A 20,216-nucleotide genomic window follows, 5' to 3' on the forward strand; every position below is an offset into this window, starting at 1 on the left:
CAACAGCACACCCGCGACCACACAGGTGGGGCCACTTTCGACCGCCCACCCGGGGCCAAATCAGGCTGTCACAGCCACTTTAAGGGACGCTCACCCTTTGTCGAACAGCTGAGCGGCCAGTCTCCACCGCCGCGCACGATATCGAAGTGATCGTTACCGAATTCGGCCATGCCGCTCTGCGTTCGGCCGATTGGCCTGAACGACGGCGTTTCATCGAGGATCTATTCGAGCGATCCGCTTAAACGATGACTTGGTCGCAACCTCATGGTTGACGAGTGGCTAAGGGGCATACGGACTAAATCACGAACCCAGCTGGAGGCATATCGTCGCAGCAACCTTGCTACCGCCGTTAGCAGGGAGACGCATTGCCATAGCGCATGTTGGTGCCGCGACACCGTCCTTTGCGCGCAGGTACTGGACAGCACATGGTGCAGAGCCGTTGGCAAGTGGGTGCATCCTGTTGCGGTGCGCTGCAATAGCAGCCACCACGGTGACAAAGCCCAGACCGCATTCCCGCTTGGCGGCTCGGTCGCACCGCCTTGTGCTCAGGTGGCGGCGATGTCTCGCCCGATGATCTTTTTCCATTATTTCGGCGGTGCCGCCGTAGATCGTTTGAATACGGGTATCGAGATACGCTCGTGCTACCGGGTATTCGGTCATATACCCGTAGCCGCCGTGCAATTGTAGGCAGCGGCCGGCGTTGTAGGCCAACACGGATCTGTCTACGTATGCCTGAGCGATGTCGATCTCCGTCGACATTTCGGCAAGTTCGAATCGCACGTGTTGTTTGTCGGTCAATGCGAACAGCTGTGGAGCAGGGTGAGATCGATTCGGCCTCAGTGACGCCATGGAGCGTACAGATTGGCCCGGCGCTCGTCAGCCAGCACTTCGTTGTCACCGGGCGGCCGCCGACTCGGCGGGAGTTGATCCTCATCCTGGACACTGTCATGCGGCCTCGGGCCGTCGAACCCACTGCCGATCGATGACCCAGGTATTTCGCGAACGCCTCGAGTCGACCGAAGACTAAATCGGCTCGGGCTGTTCGGATTCAGCAATGAGGCGTTCAAGATAGTCCAGGTCGCGGCGCAACAGTTCTACCGCCGCGCGGGGGCCGCTTGCGGCCGCTGCCGGTTCGCCCGACCGAACCAGGCTTGCGACCGCCAGATCGGCGATATCGGCGGCGACAATCTCGGCACTGGTCGCGTCATCTTTGTGAAACCACCACGCGACCCAGTTACACATGCCGATGATCTGCAATGCCGCCATCCGCGGCTCCACGTGGCGGAAGTGGCCGGTGTCGATGCCATCACGGATCACGCCGATGAGTATGCGCAGCATTGCGCGCTTGGTCGTTTCGTGGATCGTGGCCAGATCGGTCGGAAGCGCCGCTTCGGAGCGGGCCAGCAGGACGAACCGGGACGGTTGCCGTGCTCGGTTGAGCGCCATGATTTCGGCGGCCTGCGAGAGCTTCGCGACCGGGTCCAAGGCCGCGTTTTCTGCGACCGCGCGAATCTGTGCTGTGTTGCCCGCGGTGATCTCGGCGATGAGTCGAGCCAGTAAGTCGTCCTTGCTCTTGACGTAGTAGTAGAGCGCAGGCCGGGTGATGCCCATTGCGTCGGCGATGTCCTGCAAGCTGGTGCCGGCAAAACCGCGCTGCGCGAACAATTCGGTTGCGGTGGCATACATCCGGTGCTCGACGAGGTCTCGACGCAGACTCGATGAGCTCTCTTCTGAGCGTTGTCGCTTGAGGCGAGCAGGCCTGGCGCCGTCGGAGGGTGTCACCATCTCCCCGCTCTTGTCGCGCTGGGTCTACCGAATGCGGAACCCAGCAAGTTGATCAGCAGCTTACGCTGGGGACTAATTCTTGACCAATTCGTTGACGATGCTGACAGGCGCCGCTATCCTTCAGGGCCGGCGACGGATGCTCGAAATGACTGACCTGGTGACGGTGCGGGACCCGGGCGCGAGCGCACACGCGGCCCCGTAGATCTGCCTGCACGGCCATTCTGTCACGGAGCCGGGAATGGAGTGCGATGAGTGAGATCGTTCTCATCGGTGCGGCCGGCACGGCCGGTCTACGCCTGGTCCGCGCCCTCAACGCTGCACGGGCCGACTATCGCGTGGTCAGCCATAGCGACGTGGGCGCGGCCCGGTTGGTGAAGGCTGGAGCGCCCAGACCTGTCGTTGCGGACCTGGGTGAGCCCGCGAGCTTGGCTCCGGCGTTGGCGAATACCTCTGTGGTATATGCAATCCCGCCCGCCTTGCATCCTCGCGAGGATGAATACCTCATCAACGCCATTCGGGCGGCCGAAGCCGTCGGCGTGGAACGATTCATTTATCACTCCGTGCTGCACTCGAATACGCCCTTCCTACGCAACCATCAGCGCAAGGCCAGTGTCGAATGCGTGTTGCGCGCGAGTTCCTCGCTGAAATGGACCATCCTGCAACCGTCGATGTATGCGCAGGTGGTCTTGGCGATGTTCGGCCCGACTCCTGACAGCACCGTGATGGTCCCGTTCGACATCGACGCCGACGTGTCGATGATCGATCTCGATGACTGGGCTGCGGTTGCGTTGCGAACGTTGCTCGAGCCCGGTGCGCACGACTACGCGGGCTACGAGTTAGCCGGTCCCGCAACGACGATGCGAGAGGCTGTCCGCGCGCTCGGCCGGGCGCGCGGAAGGGACCTGCACGCCTGCACGGTTCCAGTTGCCAGCGGCCCCCTGCCGCCCCGAGCGGTTGATGACCCGGTGGCGGCCGCTGACATGATCTCCACCTACGCCCACTACGACCGCCACGGGTTTCGCGGTAACCCGTTCGTGCTCACCCAGCTCCTGGGACGGCCGCCGGCAACGATCGACGACGTGGCAGCGAGGGAGTACAGTCCGCCGTTGACTACGCCGTGACGGACTCACCAACCGACATCGATGTCGATGGCGCAGGCCGGCAAGTTGGACCAGAGCGTTTGAACCTGGCCCGCGAAGCCATCATCGCTGCACTGCAACGCTTCTCGCATTGGGCGTTCGCCGGCGGCGGGCTGCGACGAGCAACCGTGGTGATTGTCGTTCACCGTCGGGGCGAGGAATTCGGAATCTGGATCATTGAACGGGCGTCGGGACTGCGTCATGCTCCAGGCCAATACGCATTGCCGGGCGGGCGGTCTGAACCGGGCGAGGACGTCATCGCCACCGGTCTACGCGAACTCGAAGAAGAAACGGGGATCGTGTTGGGGCGCCAGGATGTGTTGGGGCGCCTTGATGACTATGTGACGCGCTCCGATCATCTCATCAGCACGATCGTGTGCTGGGCAGAATCTCACCCGACGATTCGTCCGAATCCTGGCGAGGTCGCTCGCGCGTACTTCGTGCCGCTAGCCGATCTGCTGGTGACCCCGCGATTTCCGCGCGATCCCCAGACTGGCCTCGCGTTGATCGAGTTCCCGCTGCTCGGCGTCATCATCCACGCCGCGACTGGAGCCTTGCTGTATCAGTTCGCGGAGGTGGTGCTTCGCGGGCGGCATACCCGCGTGGCGGCAATCGTAGAGCCACGGATCGAGACGTGACGGCCCCAACCTCGCCCTCCGCGCCCGACATCCCGCGGATACGGTAGCGTTGAATAATTGGCGTATCCGTTGAATTGGGTAGAGGGGTGACGCGGTGGATCCAGCTGGTGTAGGAATCGACCAACTCTCGCTCCGCGCTGCGTATGGCCACTTTCCTTCGGGGGTGGTCGCCGTCGCCGCGACCGTCGACGATCAGCCGGTGGGATTTGCCGCGAGCACCTTCGTGCCGGTATCCCTGGATCCACCGCTGGTGGCGTTCTTCGTGCAGAACACGTCGACCACCTGGCCGAAGCTGGTCGCCCGGCCGCGGCTCGGCCTGAGCCTGCTCGCAGAAGACCACGAGAATGCTGCACGGTTGCTCGCGGCCAAGAGCGGCGACCGGTTCGTGAAGCTAACCACGGTGACCGCCGAGACGGGTGCGGTGTTCCTCGAAGGGACCAGTGCCTGGCTGCAGACGGCGATCCACGAGCTCGTCAGTGTCGGTGACCACACCATGGTGGTGCTTTCGGTTCTGGGCGTGACTCTTTACTCCGACGTGCAACCGATCATCTTTCACCGCAGTGGCTTTCACCGGTTGGCTGCGCGATGAGCAGGGTGCGTCGACTCTCGGCCAACGCGTACTAGCCGAGTAATTTCGCTCGAATCTCGTCGAGCTTGTCCGGGACGATCCGGCGCCCCGTCCTCGGGTATCCGTTGAGCCGCCGTACCGGGAGGACGGCCTCCCGTCGCACCGGTCTGCCGATGGCCGGCTACCCGGAACGGGTCCCGGCGCTGTCACGGAAATTTTGCCGAGCGCAGCGGCGAATCATCCTGCGCCACTTGCTCGACCGCCGCTGCTGCGCGAGGTCCGAAGATGGCGCAGTGCAGCTGGGCGAAACTCTGGATGATGCCGCGGAGGAGACCGGGACGACGCATGAGACCGCTCTGTGGCTGATATTCATCTGACGGCGCGTCGGTTCGAGACGCAGGCCAGAAATGATTCCACATTAGAAATCATCAGGACGGAGTGCCGCGGACCCTTAGGGGCAGGGATACAGACCCCGGGCGGCCGTCAAATGAATTGAGGTTCATCCTTGAAAATAAGTTCAACACAAGGCTATGCTGACCCAGAGCAGGGCTTAAAACCTCGAACAGCCCACCAAGGGCCGCACGACTCCTGATTGAGCATCAACGCATAGACGGGTGATGAGACGACAATGACCTCGCATTACGAGATCGTGGCCGCGCGCGCCGTTCCCGCGCACCCTCAGACTCCGATGCCGTTCATGCCCGAGGTGTTGTTCACGATCTTCCTGGGCGTGCCCGTTCTGATCGGCTGTTTCTTCGCCGTCAAACACCTGCTGAACGGGCGCGGTCCGCTGCTGACGTACTGCTTGATCGGCGGCGGGATTGCGTGCCTGTTCGAGCCGATCGTCGACACCCTCGGTCTCTGCTATATCCGGCAGGGAGCAGCTACGACGACGTTTTACTCGATGGGCAGAGACTTCCCGTTGTTCATCAACTTCGTCTACATCTGGTACGTCGGGGGACTGGCCTACCTCGCCTATCGAATCTTCAACGTGGGAATCACCCGCCGGATGGTGTTCGCCATCTACCTGATCGATGTGTTCATCAACATCTGGCTGGAAAGTCCGGGAGTCCTGATGGGGGCCTACGAGTACTACGGCCCGCAACCGCTGAACTTCTGGGGGCTCCCGCTGTGGTGGGTGTGCGTGAATCCCCTCATGCCACTCACCGCGGGCACTCTGATCTACCGATTGCGGCCACACCTACCGGGTTGGAGGTTGGCGCTCGTCATCCCCTTCATACCGATGGCCGACGGAATCGGTAACGGCGCGGCCGCATGGCCCGTGTGGACGGCACTCAACCGCAGCGCACCACTATGGGTGACCCATCTGGCTTGGTTGGTCACACTCGGGTTGGCTCTGACCTTCGTGTGGGCGTTGTCGTTCGTTGTCGGTCGCGCCGAAGACGAGGTGCACGTCAGATCGAAACTCGGACTACTCAAAGCCGCGCTGGGTGGTTCGATTGACCACGGGGAGCTGGCGACCGCCGGCGCGTGACCGCGGGCGCCTCGCCCTACGTCAGAGCGGTCGAGTCCGAGCCGGTTAGCGGCCGCACGCCTTCAGAACTCCGGGCGTCACGCTGCCGAAACCCTTCACATCGGTGACTGGGAGCGGATGGATCTCGAAGCCCGCCACCGTCGCCAAGGCGGCCATCATCGACGGCCCCACCACGATCTGGTTGGGCGCGGCCATTGCGGTGAGCCGACTCGCAAGATTCACTGTGTCACCGAATAGATCCCCGCCGTGGGTGATGACTGGCCCGTATTCGACTCCAATCCGTATTCCGGGGACACGGCGCCGCTTGACGTTCTCGGCTATCCGGTGCGCGATGGTAGCTGCGACGGACGGGGAGTCGGCGGCAAAAAAGATTTCGTCACCGATCGACTTCACTATCCGTCCGCCGTAGGCGGTGATGAGGTTGCCTGCTCGCTCCTCGAATCGAGTGACGAGACTGGTGAGTTCGCGATCTGAGAGTTGGCGACTGAGATGCGTGAAGGAAACGAGGTCTGCAAATCCGACGGCAATGCTGCTGCGTGGACCGCGCCGTTGAAGCACCGGCAGCGCGGCGGTGACCTGTCGTCGCCAGCTGTAGACCAGAAGGCTCTCCATGTCGCTCAGCGCACGGATGAGTTCCTCAGTGCCGACGGCGAATGTGCGTTCAGCCCCATCCGCGTCGGGCGGGAGCGGATCGAGCATCGCCTCGACGAATGCGCGCGCTACCCGTGCCGTTGACCCACCCAGTGATCGAGTTATGTGCAGTGCGTGGCTCTCGTCAACGATGCCGTCGGAAATGAGAAGGAGTAGGCGTCGTAGCGCATCACCGTCGGCAGCGGTGAATTCTGCGGCACCCTCCTCGGGGTTGGCCAACCCGAGCGCGCGCCAGAAACGCCGGGCTCGGTACACCGGAACGTCTGCTGCGGCGGCGATCTCGTAGCTGGTGAACTCCCGCGGCGCACCCAAGATTGCATCCGTCAGGAGCTCCGTGTGGCGTGCACCGCTGGCGCTGTGGGTCCCGGCGTCCGCTGGTTCCGCGCCTACACCGTCGGACACTGGCCGGCCTACACGTCGCTAGCCGTCAGGCGATCCGCAGCATGGCCGGTGGCTTGTTGGCACGCGCGAGGGACGAATCGAGTTGGTGGCCAACCAATTGGGTCAGTTCCTCGCGCGCGTCCGCCAGGCGATCTGGCTGAACGCCGGTAACGAAGCCTTCGCGATGCAGGAAGTGCACCAAATCATCGGCGCCGATGTTGCCGGCGGCTCCTGGTGCGAAGGGACAGCCGCCAAGACCCCCGAGCGCGGCGTCGAACCTTCGGATTCCAAGTTGCAACCCCTCCCAGACATTGGCGGCCGCCATGCCGTAGGTGTTGTGCAGGTGCAGTCCCAGTTGCACATCGGTGTACTCAGCGCTGACGGCACTGATTGTGCGTCTGATATCGCCGGGTGACGCCGCGCCAATTGTGTCGGCGAGATGCAACACATCGATGCCGGTACGCATAAGTCGCTCAGCGACCCGCAACACCCGTTGGACCGGGGTGTCGCCGTCGAAGGGACAGACAAAAGCGGTGGCGATGGTGGCTTCGAGGTGTATAGCGTTGTCGCGCAACAGTTCTGCGGCTTCGTCGACGCGGTCGAGTGCATCAGAGGTCGAGACTCCCGCGTTGGCATGGCTGTGCCCGTCGCTGGCCGACACGACGAATCGCACGTTGCGGCATCCGCTGGCGATGGCACGCTGGGCGCCTTTCAGGTTGAACACCAGCGCATGCAGGGTCACCGGAAGGTCGCCGAGCTGGTGCACCACCTCCGCAGAGTCGGCCATGGCCGGTACCTTGGCCGCATTGACGAAGGCACCGACTTCGAGCTGGGTGAAGCCGGCATCGACGAGTCGATGAGCAAAGGCCACCTTCTTGTCGGTGGGGACGATCACGGGCTCGATCTGCAGACCGTCCCGGAGCGAGACCTCGGTGACCACCACTGTGTCGTCTGCAGGCATCGCTATATCACTCCTTGTTCGCGCAGTTCGTTTTCGGCTTCACTGTCGAAGCCCAGTTCGCGGAGAACTTCGCTGGTGTGCGCTCCCAGTTCCGGTCCAAGCCATCGCGTGGCGCCGGGGCGGTTCTGTAGCGCCGGCACGATGCCGGGGAACACGACCGGCTGCTGGCGATCGTGCCCGATATCGACGCAGTGTGTTTCCAGCATCCCTCGATCAGCGAAGTGCGGGTCGGCAAGGATGTCGCTGGCTTGATATATCGGACCGGAAGGTACTGCGGCTCTTTCGAGTTCGGCGAGGATCTGGTCGGACGGCAGGGTCGCCGCCCAGCCTGCGATCGCGTCCTCCAATTCCTGATTGTGGGCCACCCGCCCGGCGTTGTCGGAAAGCTCTGGGTTCTGCGCGAGGTCGGGGCGTCCGATTGTGTTCATCAACCGTTTGAAGATGGCGTCGCCGTTACCGCTGATGACCACGTATTTGCCATCGGCACAGGCGAAGGTGTTTGACGGAGAGATGCCGGGTAGGCCGGCTCCTTCTGGCGCGCGGCGGATACCGAAGGCGTCGTGGTCGGGCACCAGCGACTCCATCAGCGAATACACGGCTTCATAGAGCGCAACATCGACAACTTCGCCGCTGGGCTCGCGGCCTCGTTGCAGTAAGCCCATCAACGCGCCGATCACCGCGTAGAGGCCGGAGACGGTGTCGGCAAGGCTGACGCCTACCCGCACCGGTGGGCGATCGGGGTAACCGACGACATGGCGCAGGCCGCCGATGGCTTCAGCGACGCCACCGAATCCAGGCCTGTCGCGGTACGGTCCGGTTTGCCCATAGCCCGAGATGCGGACGAGGACGGCTTGGGGATTCCTTTGTTTGATCTCGCTGGGTCCAAGGCCCCATTTCTCGAGCGTGCCCGGTCGGAAATTCTCGAGGATCACATCGGATTTCTCGATCAGCCGCAGCGCGACCTGCTTGCCTTGCGGCGTCCCGACATCCAGGGTGATGCTGCGCTTGTTGCGGCCGAGGGTGCGAAACAGCAGTGACGTCGAACCTGCGTGCAGCCGCCACCGACGCAGTTCGTCTCCGACTCCAGGCCGCTCGACTTTAATGACGTCGGCGCCGAAATCGGCGAGGATCCGGCCGGCGGTGGGCGCCGCGATGAAATTGCCGAGTTCGAGGACGCGTATCCCGGCGAGCGGACCCGTGAGGTTCTCGGTCATCGTTCCTTCTGTGGGGTGTGGTCGGGAGAATGCGCAGGTTGGTTCCGGTCAGTCCTGAAGGTCCAGAGCTGCCCGGACGATGCTGTCGGTATCGATGCCGTGGTAGCGATACACGGCGTCCAGAGACCCGACCTGTCCAAACTTGCTGACTCCCAAGGATTTTGTCGGCACCCGGTTGATCGTCGATATAAATGCCAACGTGTGGGGGTGTCCATCTAGAACGGTCACCATAGGTGCAGCGCGGTGCGCGGGGAACACCTGGTCGACGATCCACGAGGGCGCATCGGCGAGACCTCGTCGGGCCTGAACGGCCTCGAAGAGCCGACTTGGGCACGTGACGACGATGACCTCGCAATGCACCCCGAGTTGCTCCAATCGGGTTGCGGCGTCAAGGGCTTCGGTCACGACGGCACCCATTGACACGATCGTCGCCTGCGGCTTGGAGCAGGCTCGAATGGTGTATGCGCCGGCCAGGACATGCTGGCGGCGACGTTCCCGCGCGGCCGGGTCGGTTGGTAAATCGGCGAGCTCCTGCTTGACCAGACGCGTCGAGAGGCGCAAGTAGGCGGATTCACCGTCGGGGCGCCCCAATCGAGACAGGGCGTGCAACAACATCCACTCGACCTCGATGGCGAAAGCCGGCTCGTAGCTCTGGCAGCCCGGTTGCTCCAAACCGATCGATGGTGTCTTGATCGACTGGTGCGCGCCACCTTCGGCGGCCAACGTCACACCGGAGGGTGTGCCGACGAGAATAGATTGCCCACCGGCGTAAATGCCGTAGGACCATGGCTCGAGCGCGCGCTCCACGAACGGGTCGTACAAGACACCGATTGGCAATAGCGGCTCTCCCCAACGGCTCCAGGTGGCGCCGAGTTCGCCGATGAGTCCGACGAGATTCGTCTCAGCGATGCCGAGCTCCATGTGTTGGCCGGTTGGTTTTTCGCGCCAATGCATGATGGTTTCCGCGTCGTCGGCGAACCAATCGAGCCGCTCGGCCGCCGACCACACGCCGACTTTGTTCAACCAGCCGGCCAGATTGGTACTCGAGCTGACGTCGGGGCTGACGGTGACGACCCGGCGGGCGGCCTCGGGGGCCTCGCGGGTCAGGTCGAGCAGAGTACGCCCAAGGGCCGCCTGGGTGGTGGTGACGGCTAGCGGAGTACGTCCGATCTCTACGGGCAGTGCCGGCGGCGACTTGCGCTTGCCGATCGAGCGGCGTAACCGCCGAGCGGCGGCCTCGCAGATCTGGCCCTCTGGAGTGTCGGACGCAAACGTTGACCATGGGCGAGCAGCATCCTGGCCGGTGGCTGCCGCGAGTTGCTCGAACTGCTCCACGCTCAGTAGCGACGAGTGATTCTGCGGATGTCCTTGCGTGGGAAGGCCGAACCCCTTGATCGTGTAGGCGATGATGATCGTGGGGCGAGTGTCGTCGATCTGTGCGAACGCATTCCGCAGGGCTGTGAGGTCGTGCCCACCGAGGTTGCTGATGGCCGCGACGACGGTCTCGTCGTCGAGTGCGCTGATAAGTTGCGCGATCGCCGCCGAGCCGGGGCCGTCACCCGGCAGTCGGGCGCGCAACTCGTCAGCCGGACAGCGCAGCAGGCGCTGGTATTCGGGGTTGGCCATCTCGACGATGCGGGTTCTCAGCTCCGCACCGCCCGGGCGGGTGAACAGTTCTTCTAGCAGCGCACCGAATTTGACATTGATGACCTGCCAGCCGGCGGCGTCGAACATCGTCGCCAGTCTGCCGGCGGCTATGTTGGGAACGACGCGGTCCAGCGATTGACGATTCATGTCGACGATCCAGACGATTTCGCCCAGCTCTTGAACAGATGGATCCAGAATTGCTTCCCAGACCGCACCCTCGTCCAGTTCGGCGTCTCCGACGAGCGAATACTGGCGACCGATGCCGGTGCTGCCGAAGTTCGCGTCGACGTACCGGCGCGCGAAGGCCCCCCAGATGGGGGCGGTGGCGCCGATGCCGACTGATCCCGTCGAATAGTCGACGGGATCAGGATCCTTCGACCGGCTGGGATAGCTTTGCAGCCCACCGAAATCGCGCAGCGTGGTCAAGTACTTCGCATCGAGCCAACCAAGCAGGTAGTTGATCGCGTGCAGGACCGGCGACGCATGCGGCTTGACCGAGACCCGGTCACCTTCTCGGAGTTCTTCGAAGTAGAGCGCGGTCATTATCTCGACCATCGACGCGGATGAACTCTGGTGCCCACCGACTTTCAGCCCGCTGGGGTTTGGCCGGACGTGGTTCGCGTGATGGACGATCGCAGTTGCCAGCCACCGCACGTGGTCGGCGATCCGCTGAAGGGGTTCGGTTGTTGAGGTCGTGTGGTCATCAACTTGAGCAGTTGTCACGGGCGCTCCTGGCGGGCAAGTAGGGCAGGTTCATGCGGACGTGTCAGGCGATGCGCCCGGCACCCGACGCCGCGGGTGGATCGGGGCCGGCCGGGGCCCGGTAGGCGCGTGCACGATGTGCGATGCAGGATCCGGCCAGCGTTCGCAGCGTTCCCCGCAGTACGGTTTTCAGGCTCGAACAATAAGCACCTCTTGTCTGTTGTCACGCGCAATTGGCCGTTGGTGACGCCGGCCGCGGCGGCGGGTTTACAGTGTGCCTCGGCCCTGACTTTTTTGTCGAAAAATAATCATACTCGTAGAACGATCAAAGTTGGTGCGCGGTAGCGCGGAGACCGACCGGTATAGGCACCGATCACTCGAGCGACCTACGGCCACCTCCTGGCGGCCCCGTCGCTGTTCGACGCCCGCATAGGCCGATGCATTGCTACGGCAACGTCGAATAGTTTACTATCGCTTCAATGACTGTGACCCACACCTCATGGACCCCCACGGGTGCGGCCGCGCCACCCGGGGGCGAGGCCGTTGCAGAAATGACCGTCGAGAGCGTCGAGCACGCCGCTGCCGACGTCATCAAGCTCACCTTACGAGCCGAAGACAGCGGGCCGCTGCCAATCTGGACTCCGGGATCACACGTCGATGTGATCATCGACGAGGCAACCGTTCGCCAGTACTCACTGTGCGGAGACCCCGACGACGTTCGCCGATGGCAGATTGCGGTGCGTCGAGTGCCCGACGGCCGAGGGGGATCCATTCGACTGCACGACCAAGTGACTGAGGGGTCGGTGCTGACTGTCCGCGGCCCGCGGAATGGCTTTCCGCTCGTCAGCGACGCTCCACGGTATGTCTTTCTCGCCGGCGGCATAGGCATCACGCCGCTGCTACCCATGATGGCCGAGCTTGCGCGCCGGGGCGCGCACTGGCAGTTGCACTATGGTGGGCGGACACGCGCAGCGATGCCCTTTCTCGCCGAGCTCTCCAGTTACGGAAACAGAGTCGTGAGCCGCCCTGAAGACGAAGAGGGCCTGCTTGACCTCCAAGCTATATGTGCTGAGCTAGAGCCGGGGACGGCGGTGTACTGCTGCGGCCCGGAGCCGATGATCGAAGCCACGGAGCAAATTTGCGAGACCAGAGACGACGTGACACTGCACGTCGAACGCTTCGCGCCCAGGCAGAACGCGATACTCGAGCCCGAGTCGGCATTCGAAGTCTATTGCAGTACTTCAGATCTCACCCTTACCGTGCCTCCCGGTAAATCCATTCTCGAAGTCGCCCAAGAAGCCGGACTCGAGCTGCTCAGCTCATGCATGGAAGGCACCTGCGGCACCTGCGAGGTAGATGTACTCGAAGGCCTACCAGACCATCGGGACTCGTTTCTCAGCCCTCAGGAGCGCGCGTCGAACGAGTCGATGATGATCTGCGTATCACGCTGCCTCGGACCAAAATTGACTATCGATATCTGAACCCAGCGACCCAGTAATTCGAGTGAAAGGCCACCCCCGTTGTCCGCGTCCCACGAAGACCTCATCGAGAAACTCCGCAATTTCTCCTCAGACGAGACCACCCCTGAACTCGCTTATGAACTGTTTGCGGAAGCCAGGGAAGCCTGCCCTGTCGGTCGCAGTGACAAGCAAGGTGGCTTCCGGCTCCTGCTGAACTACGACGACGTCAAGGCTGTCCAGGGTGACTGGAAGACCTACGCATCGTCACCGAGCGTGACGCGCCCGTTCGCCGAACGCCCCGCCTTTCCACCGCTGGAGCAGGATCCACCCGAACACACCTCATGGCGCGAGCTGTTCAGCCGGATATTGAACAACGAGACCGCCGCCCAGATCGAACCTCTTGTCCGGGCCGATGTCATCACACTGATCGACCGGCTGCGTGAGAGTGGCTCCTTCGATCTCGTCGCGGATTTCGCCGAGGAGTTGCCCTTGTTGGCGCTGTGTCACTTTCTCGGCTTCGACGCCGAGAAGCGGGATGCCGTCCGCGCGAAGGCACTAGAGATGGTGGGAAGCCTGGGCGACCAAGAGCTTGCGGGGGCCACTTTCATGGCCCTGGCTCAATTGGGTGTCGAAGAGGTCCTCGCGCGACGCGACCAGCCGCGCGACGACTTCCTCACCGAGTTGTCTACCGCCGAGATTGATGGCGAGTTGCTCAGTGTCGAGCAGATCGCCATGACCATGAGTAGTTTCCTCGTGGCCGGTCACGGCACCACCGTGGCGGCTCTGTCAAGTCTGCTGTGCGACGTTCTATCGGCACCCGAAGTGAAATCTCGGCTCTCTGCCGATCACGACCTGATTCCCATAGCCATCGAAGAGACGCTGCGTCTCCACCCCCCCTTCTTCGGGTTATTCCGCCGTGCGGTCAAGCCGGCGACCATTGGTGACGCCGACATTGCCGAGAACGAGTCGGTGCTGTTGTGCTGGGCTGCGGCCAACCGTGATCCGAAGGTCTACGACGACCCCGATGCTTTTTCCCTGGACCGCAAGCAGTCTCGACGTAACAGGCACCTGACTTTCGGCTTCGGCATCCACGCCTGCCCCGGAGCGCCCATTGCCCGCATGCAGATGAAGGTGGCGCTCGAAGAGCTTCTGACGCGGGCCCCCGATATCGCCCTGGTCGATCCCGCGGCTGCGGTCTACGAGTTCCGCGGGACCGAAACCGCGGCGATCCCATCGCTTCCGGCGGTGTTCAAGTCGTGACCATGAAGGTGAGGATCGATACCGGACTCTGTGAGGGCCACGGGCAATGCGTAAGCGCAGCACCGCAGGTCTTCGACATGGCGGACTCCGACGAATACCCACACGTCGTACTGGAAAGCCCCCCCGAGAGCATGCGTGGAGAAGTCGAATTCGCACAAAAGCTGTGCCCGACCAAAGCGGTCATCGTCGACGGATAAGCGCGTACAGGGGGTTTACGGATATGACCAATAGTTGACGATGGTGTTGACGAGGCGGTCCAGTGCCGCCTAGGCTGGACGACAGCAGCACCTGGATCGAGGAAGGTGGAACACGTGGCTGACAGCACGCCCACGGGGCTTGACCACTTGGCGCGCGGCGTTGACCATGCGGCATTCCCGACGTTCGACCCCGCAGGCACCGTCCGCTTCTACCACGACATTTTGGGTTTTCCGATCGTGCACTCGGTCTGCGCAGTGGGCTGGGGTCCGGCGGACCACCCGGATTTCGTACACTTCTTCTTCGACATCGGCAAAGGCGATCGAATCGCGTTCTTCTATTACTTCGGGGTAGAGCGGTTCAGTCCCGACGGCGACGCGTACGCCACCCACGGCCCGGAAATTCCTGGGTTCTTCCGAGATTCTCGTCACTTGGCGATCCATGTGGATTCGGTTGACGTCCTCGAGGAATACCAACGCCGTCTGCAGTCCAACGACTGGCATGTCGAAATGCGGGTCAAGCACGAGACGATCGAGTCGATCTACACCCATGACCCCAACGGGTATCTCGTCGAATTCACCTGTCCCACGAGGGCGACCACCGTTGCCGACGATGATGATGCCGAATTGACCGTGCGAGCTTTGCTCGATGTGGTGGCGTCGTCGGAAAAGCCTTCGCTGGCGGCGCTGTGGGCGCGCAAAGCCGAACTTATCCTGGAACACAGCGAGGATGTCTCGCCGGCCGCGGAGCTCATTCGGTGATCCGCCTGTATGTGCTCAACGTGCCCGAATTCAAGCCCGTCATCGACGAGGGCAGCGCCGTCGCCGACCATGCGCGGGTGATCGGCCACTACGTCGAGATCAGCAGTGAAGGCTCGTTGATCATCGACCGAAAGAAAGCGCGTGCGCGACGCGCAGTCTGGTTCAGCGCGATCGGCGCACTGAGCAACGGCAAGGTGACCCAGTTCGACAGCGACCAGCTGCATATCCAGCCGGAGTGACGACCGGCAAGAAATCGATCTGACGAGAGAACAACTTGCACCTCGGCAGCTCTTTGGCAATCAACCGCGATTAGATTTCGGAGGAGTGACATGTCGGTGCCTGTGTTGAAAGGCCTTTCCAACTTTCGGGGACCGGTATATACGCCCGGCGACGAAATGTTCGTGCGATCGCGGGCCATTTACAACACCCGGATGAGCGATCAACAGCCATCGGCTATCGCACGTGCTTTGGACGCCGATGACGTCATCGCCGCCGTGCGATTCGCTGCCGAGCAGGGCCGCGGTCTTGCGATCCGGGCCGGCGGGCACGGGGTGGACGGAAGCGCGATGCCCGACGATGCACTGGTAGTTGACCTCAGTGAGTTCAAGCAGATCTCCGTCGAACCCGACTCGCGTCGGGTGCGACTCGGCGCCGGCGTGCTGCTGGGCGAGATGGATGGAGCGCTCGCCGAATATGGTCTAGTGGTGCCCGCCGGGACGGTGAGCACCACCGGGGTCGCCGGGCTCACAATCGGCGGAGGCGTGGGCTACAACATGCGCGCGCGCGGCGCGACGGTAGACAGCCTTCTCGCATGCGACATCGTCACGACCGACGGGCGCCTAGTACGTGCGAGCGCCGACGAGAATCCGGACTTGTTCTGGGCGGTTCGCGGTGGAGGCGGCAACTTCGGCGTGGTGGTCAACTTCGAGTTCCAGGCCCATCCCATACCCCAGATGGTGTCAGCCGGCATGATCCCGTTCTCGCTGGATCAGGCATCCGAGGTCCTCCAGTCTCTCCGCGAGTATATGCCCACGGCGCCAAGGGAATTGGCGCTGATTGCTGCCCTCACCCAGTGTCCCCCCCTGCCGCCGGTGCCGGTCGAAGCACACGGCACTGACGTTCTGATGTTCGTCGTGGTGTTCACCGGTCCACAAAGCGACTCCGATCGGGTGATGGCACAACTGGCAAGTTTGGGTAGGCCGGCTACCGTTGCTGTGCAACCGGTTCCGTGGCCCGCAGCCAATTCGATGCTCGACGTTATCGCGCCATACGGGCGACGTGTGTACACCAAGGGCGGGTACCTGAGCGAGCTGTCCGACAGTGCGATCGACGCGACCATCAAGCACGCGGGGATCGCCCCTGCTCCCACGGCACCTCCGACGCCCAGCACCGTGCAGAACCTTTGGGCACTCGGCGGTGCGATCAGCGACGACTTCGAGGAAGATTCCTGCGCTTTCTCACGAGAGGGCGCCACCTGGTTCTGGGAAGTGGCGACGCAATGGGATGACCCGTCCGACGACGCCACGTTCATGGCGTGGGCTGACGCCCTCGATGCTGAACTGCGGCCTGAGTTCAGGGATAACTGCTACATCAATCTCACAACCGACCTGGGCTCCGCGTGGCGCAAAGGTGCGTGGGGATCACCCGAGAAATATCGCCGCCTAGTCGATGCGAAGATCAAATGGGATCCGCAGAACATGCTGCGATACAACAAGAATATCGATCCGACCCCAACTAGCGCCGTTTGACCGGCCTTTGATTGCCGTCGCTACAGATAACGCCAACCCCCGCATCGACGCGTCACCGCCTGGTGGATGACGTGGCCAGTCATGGCTACCGGTCAGGGTCGGTGAACACTACGATCGGCGCCGGCTTGGACTCATGGGGTGATTGCAACACTTCGTAGTCAGGGGTGTTGATGACGGGCCAGCCTCAGCTGTTGTCGGTGCGACGTCGGCATTGGGAGTTGACCGCAGCCGGGGTGCCTTCGAAGGGTGCCGGGGAGCGGCGGTGTGTCGGCGACGTGTGGTAGCACGTGGTTTCGCCGGTCTGGTGATGGGAATCCGCGATCGTCAGTACCCCACGGGCAGAAACGGCCGCGGTTGTCGGCTGATGAAACCGCCTGGCTGGGCGCAGTCGATGACCGCGCCCGCTCAGGGCGGCAACCGCTCAGGCGCGTGTTCCCCGCATCGCTGAAACTTTACGAGCGGCCCAGCCCATGCGTCGCCGAGGAAAACGTACCCGATGCCTTGCGATGAGCCCGAGCTAGATCGACCCGGTTAAAGCGTTGCCAGGACGTCGAGCCCGGCCTGAGCGATCGCGACATCGTTTTCCGCCGACTCACCTCCGGCGGCGATTCCACCGACGATGGCGCCGTCGATGACGATCGGCAACCCGCCAGGCAACGCGACGAATGTTTGCGACGCCGTGGCGAGCTGGGCTGAGATTTCGGCCGGCACATCGCCGGTGGGTAGGCCGCTGAACGCGGCAGTGCGTGCTTTTTTCGGCACGACTTCCACGGCCAGCGGGGTGGCGCCGTCCATCAGGACCCAGGCTCGCAACAGACCCGTAGCGTCCACGATTGCCACACCCGACGGCGCCTCGAGTTCGCGCGCCGCGTTGACCGCCGCCTTGAGCATCGCCAGCACCGATCCTTCGGGCAGCAGAGAATTGCTGTTGAACTTCGACACGGGACGGCTCCTTACTCCTTCGAGTTGAATGAGGTCTGTTCGCCCAGCGACAATGCCGTCGGCGACGATGTCTTGGTGGTCTCGTCGAGCTCGGACGGCGACGACGCTGCCCGTTTCGATGCGGATGCGCTCCGCGACAGCCAACCGATCCATCACCTCGGAGCGGGTGTCGCCGCCGTGCAACGCGATCACGGTGGCGCCGGACTGCATGTATTCGCGTGCCAGATCTAGATAGTCTTCGCCGTGCGGCCCCCAGGCATCCCCGGAGTTGACGTCGATCGTCGCGATGCCCGAAGCCGCGTCGTGTCCGGACGGCGGCGGCAACCTGCGGTCGTCGAGCTTGATCGCCTCAGTATGCAGCGGGAGATTCAAAACCCAGTCTGTCAAGTTGGAATCGGGTACATCGTCGACAGGAACGTCCGCGAAGTCCGCAATTGCGTTGGCCGCCAACGCCGGCTCTGTCTTAGCCAGGCTGTCCAGCGACACCACGCCGGCGCGACTGAGATAGGCCACTGCCACGCGCGATGGCGAAAGGTGCAGCCGCTGGGAAAAGGACTCCCACCAGAGTTGGCTGCGTGCCGCTCGCTCCTGTAGGCGCGCGACACTGGGCCGCCGGCTGCGACTGAACCCGGCCAGGGCATCAGAGACGGGCTGGCCCTCAACGGTGTCCAGGTAGTCGACAAGGGCGATGGCACTTTCGAGGGCAACCTTGGTGCCCGAGCCCAGCGACGGGTGCACGGTCGCCACCGCGTCACCCAACAGCACGACATTGCGGTAGGACCAACGGTCACATGCCAACGTGGTGAAGTGCGTCCAACGTGAGCGGTTGCCGAAGAAGTGGCCGCCCTTGAGCAACGCACCGAAGGCCTCGGACAGATAGTTCAAAGCCTCCTCATCGGAGGAGGATTCCGATTCCCACGTGCGGTTGACGAACCCGGCGCGCTCCAGCGTGTCAACGCTGGCTTCGATGACGAACGTCGAAAGACCGGGAGCATAGGGGTAGGCATGCGCCACAAAAGTTCCAGCCGACGTCTGCACCGGATGAAAGACAGTGCCGTCCAGCTCGATGTCAGCGGCGCACCAGATGAAGGCGCCGCGGCCGTTGGACTGGTGGACGCCCAGCTGCGGCGCGAATCGTGCGCGGGTTGAGCTCGATAGCCCGTCGGCTCCGACGACGATGTCGGCTTCTTCCGTCAAATCGTCGACATGGACGCTCTTGCCGATGTTGACGTCGGCGCCGGCCTCTGCGGCACTTTCGAGCAGTATCCGGAGCAGTTCCGAACGCCTGATGGCACCGCTATGGAATTGCCCGAATTGCGTTGTGCCCTGGGGAAGGCGGAAGCTGGCGGAAGAGAAGGGGAAGGTAGCCGCCATCAAGCGATCAAAGACCACCGGATCGGCTACTTGCACGGCGTGCAACAGAGCCCTGGTCAGACCGACGCCAAATCCGAAAGTATCATCGGGCGGCAGCGTTTCGAAAATCTCGATCGTCCAGTCGGGGTGACGCGAGGCTGCTAATCTGGCGGTTAATGCGCCAGCGGGCCCACCGCCGATGATCTTTACGAGCATGGTGTCTCTATGCCTCCGTCAGAAGATTTGTGCAGGTGATGGGAAGAGGCTTCCGATCAAGCGAAGACGATCAGTCACCGGCGCCGATCACGTTGCGCAACGTGTCGACCCCATCGATCCGAACATCAACGTGATCGCCGGCCTGCAGGAATGCGCCGTTAACTCCGCCTTCGATCGCGGTCCCCGCGGGTGTGCCGGACAGAATCATGTCGCCAGCGCTCAGCGGAACGAATTCGCTGATATAGCTGGCGATTCGGCCAAACGAATGGGCCATCTGCGCGGTGCTGCCCGACTGCCGTAACTCGTCGTTGACATGACAGGTGATCGAAAGATTGTCGACGGGCGGGTAGTTGACGACCATCCAGGGCCCGCAGCTATTCCCGGTGCGGAAGTTCTTAGTCAACGACCAGGTCAAGGGTCCATGGTCAGTTTGTGCAGCGCCGAGGGCTGTGTCGCGGATACTGAAGTCGTTCCATGCTGTATATCCCCAGAAACGAGCGGATAGCTCGTCGTGCGCATCGCCGCCGAGCACCACGGCCACTTCAGCTTCGTAGTCCAGGTATTTGGTTCCTGGCGGAGGTACGATCGTGTGCTTCGGTCCGACCACCGTGCCGGGAATCACGTAGAACCCCCAGGGCGGCGCATCGTGGGCAGCTGAATTCGTCACGGACTCCGGCAGATTCAGCACTCCGGACATCTTCGAGGCGTGGGCCGGAAAGTTACCGCCCATTGCAAAGATCCGAGAGCCCGGATCGGGCAACGGGGGTTCGAGCTCCAACTCATTCAGGGGTGTCAGCGGGAGATCATGAGTACTGCTGTCCCAGCACCCAAAAGCATGCTCGGCAAGCAACCGAAGCGTCTCGCGCGCCTCGGTCCACCGCTCGATCATCGGTAGCCAGCTCTGCCGCTTGTCATCAAACAAAGCCTGAACCCCGTCGGCGATGTGGGGCTTCGCTGCGCGCAGCGTCTCGCCGGCTGCAGCGATGTCGAGTACCTCGAGGCGCCCATCGGCCTCGAGTATCAGGCCGGTGGCACCACCGTGTGCGCGGACGAGCCTCATCCTTGCTCGCCTCGATCGTCGGCGAACCGTCGGGAGGCGG

17 protein-coding genes and 1 pseudogene are annotated in these 20,216 nt (G+C 62.9%); 10 read left to right on the plus strand and 8 right to left on the minus strand.

The features are described 5' to 3' along the window. Window positions 1-545 precede the first annotated feature (545 nt). A pseudogene (locus tag AWC19_RS29930) lies at window positions 546-693 on the minus strand (acyl-CoA dehydrogenase family protein); the annotation flags it as partial. Window positions 694-1,023: 330 nt separating this feature from the next. Then, window positions 1,024-1,785 (minus strand): TetR/AcrR family transcriptional regulator, encoded by a 762-nt coding sequence (locus AWC19_RS20290; protein ID WP_041297798.1) that lies wholly within the window; start codon window positions 1,783-1,785, stop codon window positions 1,024-1,026. Window positions 1,786-2,033: 248 nt separating this feature from the next. Between AWC19_RS20290 and AWC19_RS20295 the strand changes: the two genes are divergently transcribed. From AWC19_RS20295 to AWC19_RS20315, 4 genes are all read left to right on the plus strand, one after another. Continuing rightward, window positions 2,034-2,906, plus strand: coding sequence for an SDR family oxidoreductase (locus AWC19_RS20295; RefSeq protein ID WP_014711173.1), 873 nt, complete (start codon window positions 2,034-2,036; stop codon window positions 2,904-2,906). Then, window positions 2,903-3,562 carry an NUDIX hydrolase gene (locus AWC19_RS20300; protein ID WP_041297799.1) on the plus strand — a complete coding sequence of 220 codons (660 nt, stop codon included), beginning with the start codon at window positions 2,903-2,905 and terminating at the stop codon, window positions 3,560-3,562. Before AWC19_RS20295 ends, AWC19_RS20300 begins: the two co-directional genes overlap by 4 nt. A 115-nt stretch (window positions 3,563-3,677) precedes the next feature. Continuing rightward, on the plus strand, window positions 3,678-4,151 hold the full coding sequence (locus AWC19_RS20305) for a flavin reductase family protein (protein WP_050989412.1): 474 nt from the start codon (window positions 3,678-3,680) through the stop codon (window positions 4,149-4,151). A gap of 607 nt (window positions 4,152-4,758) precedes the next feature. Next, a complete protein-coding gene (locus tag AWC19_RS20315; RefSeq protein ID WP_085079800.1) occupies window positions 4,759-5,625 on the plus strand; it encodes a hypothetical protein in 867 nt (288 codons plus the stop codon). 45 nt (window positions 5,626-5,670) lie between these two features. On the opposite strand, the gene AWC19_RS20320 is transcribed toward AWC19_RS20315, so the two are convergent. The 4 genes from AWC19_RS20320 to AWC19_RS20335 form a co-directional block, all read right to left on the minus strand. Beyond that, on the minus strand, window positions 5,671-6,588 hold the full coding sequence (locus tag AWC19_RS20320) for an adenylate/guanylate cyclase domain-containing protein (RefSeq protein WP_238535828.1): 918 nt from the start codon (window positions 6,586-6,588) through the stop codon (window positions 5,671-5,673). 115 nt (window positions 6,589-6,703) lie between these two features. Further along, complete coding sequence (locus AWC19_RS20325) at window positions 6,704-7,618, minus strand: hydroxymethylglutaryl-CoA lyase (RefSeq protein ID WP_014711178.1); 915 nt, start codon at window positions 7,616-7,618, stop codon at window positions 6,704-6,706. A gap of 2 nt (window positions 7,619-7,620) precedes the next feature. Continuing rightward, window positions 7,621-8,832: a CaiB/BaiF CoA transferase family protein gene (locus AWC19_RS20330; RefSeq protein WP_014711179.1), complete on the minus strand. Its 1,212-nt coding sequence runs from the start codon at window positions 8,830-8,832 to the stop codon at window positions 7,621-7,623. 48 nt (window positions 8,833-8,880) lie between these two features. Then, window positions 8,881-11,202 (minus strand): transketolase-like TK C-terminal-containing protein, encoded by a 2,322-nt coding sequence (locus AWC19_RS20335; protein ID WP_085079801.1) that lies wholly within the window; start codon window positions 11,200-11,202, stop codon window positions 8,881-8,883. Window positions 11,203-11,732: 530 nt separating this feature from the next. On the opposite strand from AWC19_RS20335, the gene AWC19_RS20340 reads away from it, so the two are divergent. The 6 genes from AWC19_RS20340 (at window position 11,733) to AWC19_RS20365 (ending at window position 16,605) form a co-directional block, all read left to right on the plus strand. After that, entirely contained in the window at window positions 11,733-12,662 is a 930-nt protein-coding gene (locus tag AWC19_RS20340) for a PDR/VanB family oxidoreductase (protein WP_014711181.1), read from the plus strand. A 39-nt stretch (window positions 12,663-12,701) separates the two neighbouring features. After that, window positions 12,702-13,901, plus strand: coding sequence for a cytochrome P450 (locus AWC19_RS20345; protein ID WP_014711182.1), 1,200 nt, complete (start codon window positions 12,702-12,704; stop codon window positions 13,899-13,901). A 2-nt stretch (window positions 13,902-13,903) separates the two neighbouring features. Beyond that, window positions 13,904-14,098 carry a ferredoxin gene (locus AWC19_RS20350; protein WP_081490079.1) on the plus strand — a complete coding sequence of 65 codons (195 nt, stop codon included), beginning with the start codon at window positions 13,904-13,906 and terminating at the stop codon, window positions 14,096-14,098. Between the two features lie 105 nt (window positions 14,099-14,203). Further along, window positions 14,204-14,857 carry a VOC family protein gene (locus tag AWC19_RS20355; protein WP_085079803.1) on the plus strand — a complete coding sequence of 218 codons (654 nt, stop codon included), beginning with the start codon at window positions 14,204-14,206 and terminating at the stop codon, window positions 14,855-14,857. After that, complete coding sequence (locus tag AWC19_RS20360; protein WP_014711184.1) at window positions 14,854-15,096, plus strand: hypothetical protein; 243 nt, start codon at window positions 14,854-14,856, stop codon at window positions 15,094-15,096. Before AWC19_RS20355 ends, AWC19_RS20360 begins: the two co-directional genes overlap by 4 nt. A 90-nt stretch (window positions 15,097-15,186) precedes the next feature. After that, complete coding sequence (locus tag AWC19_RS20365) at window positions 15,187-16,605, plus strand: FAD-binding oxidoreductase (protein ID WP_014711185.1); 1,419 nt, start codon at window positions 15,187-15,189, stop codon at window positions 16,603-16,605. Between the two features lie 531 nt (window positions 16,606-17,136). Here AWC19_RS20365 and AWC19_RS20375 read toward each other — a convergent pair. Continuing rightward, on the minus strand, window positions 17,137-19,116 hold the full coding sequence (locus AWC19_RS20375) for a heme-binding protein (protein WP_085079805.1): 1,980 nt from the start codon (window positions 19,114-19,116) through the stop codon (window positions 17,137-17,139). Between the two features lie 70 nt (window positions 19,117-19,186). Beyond that, the gene (locus tag AWC19_RS20380; protein WP_085079806.1) at window positions 19,187-20,176 is read right to left on the minus strand and encodes a fumarylacetoacetate hydrolase family protein; all 990 of its coding nucleotides are present in this window, start codon (window positions 20,174-20,176) and stop codon (window positions 19,187-19,189) included. Window positions 20,177-20,216: the final 40 nt, after the last annotated feature.

The organism is Mycobacterium palustre (assembly GCF_002101785.1).
Classification (GTDB): Bacteria; Actinomycetota; Actinomycetes; order Mycobacteriales; family Mycobacteriaceae; genus Mycobacterium; species Mycobacterium palustre.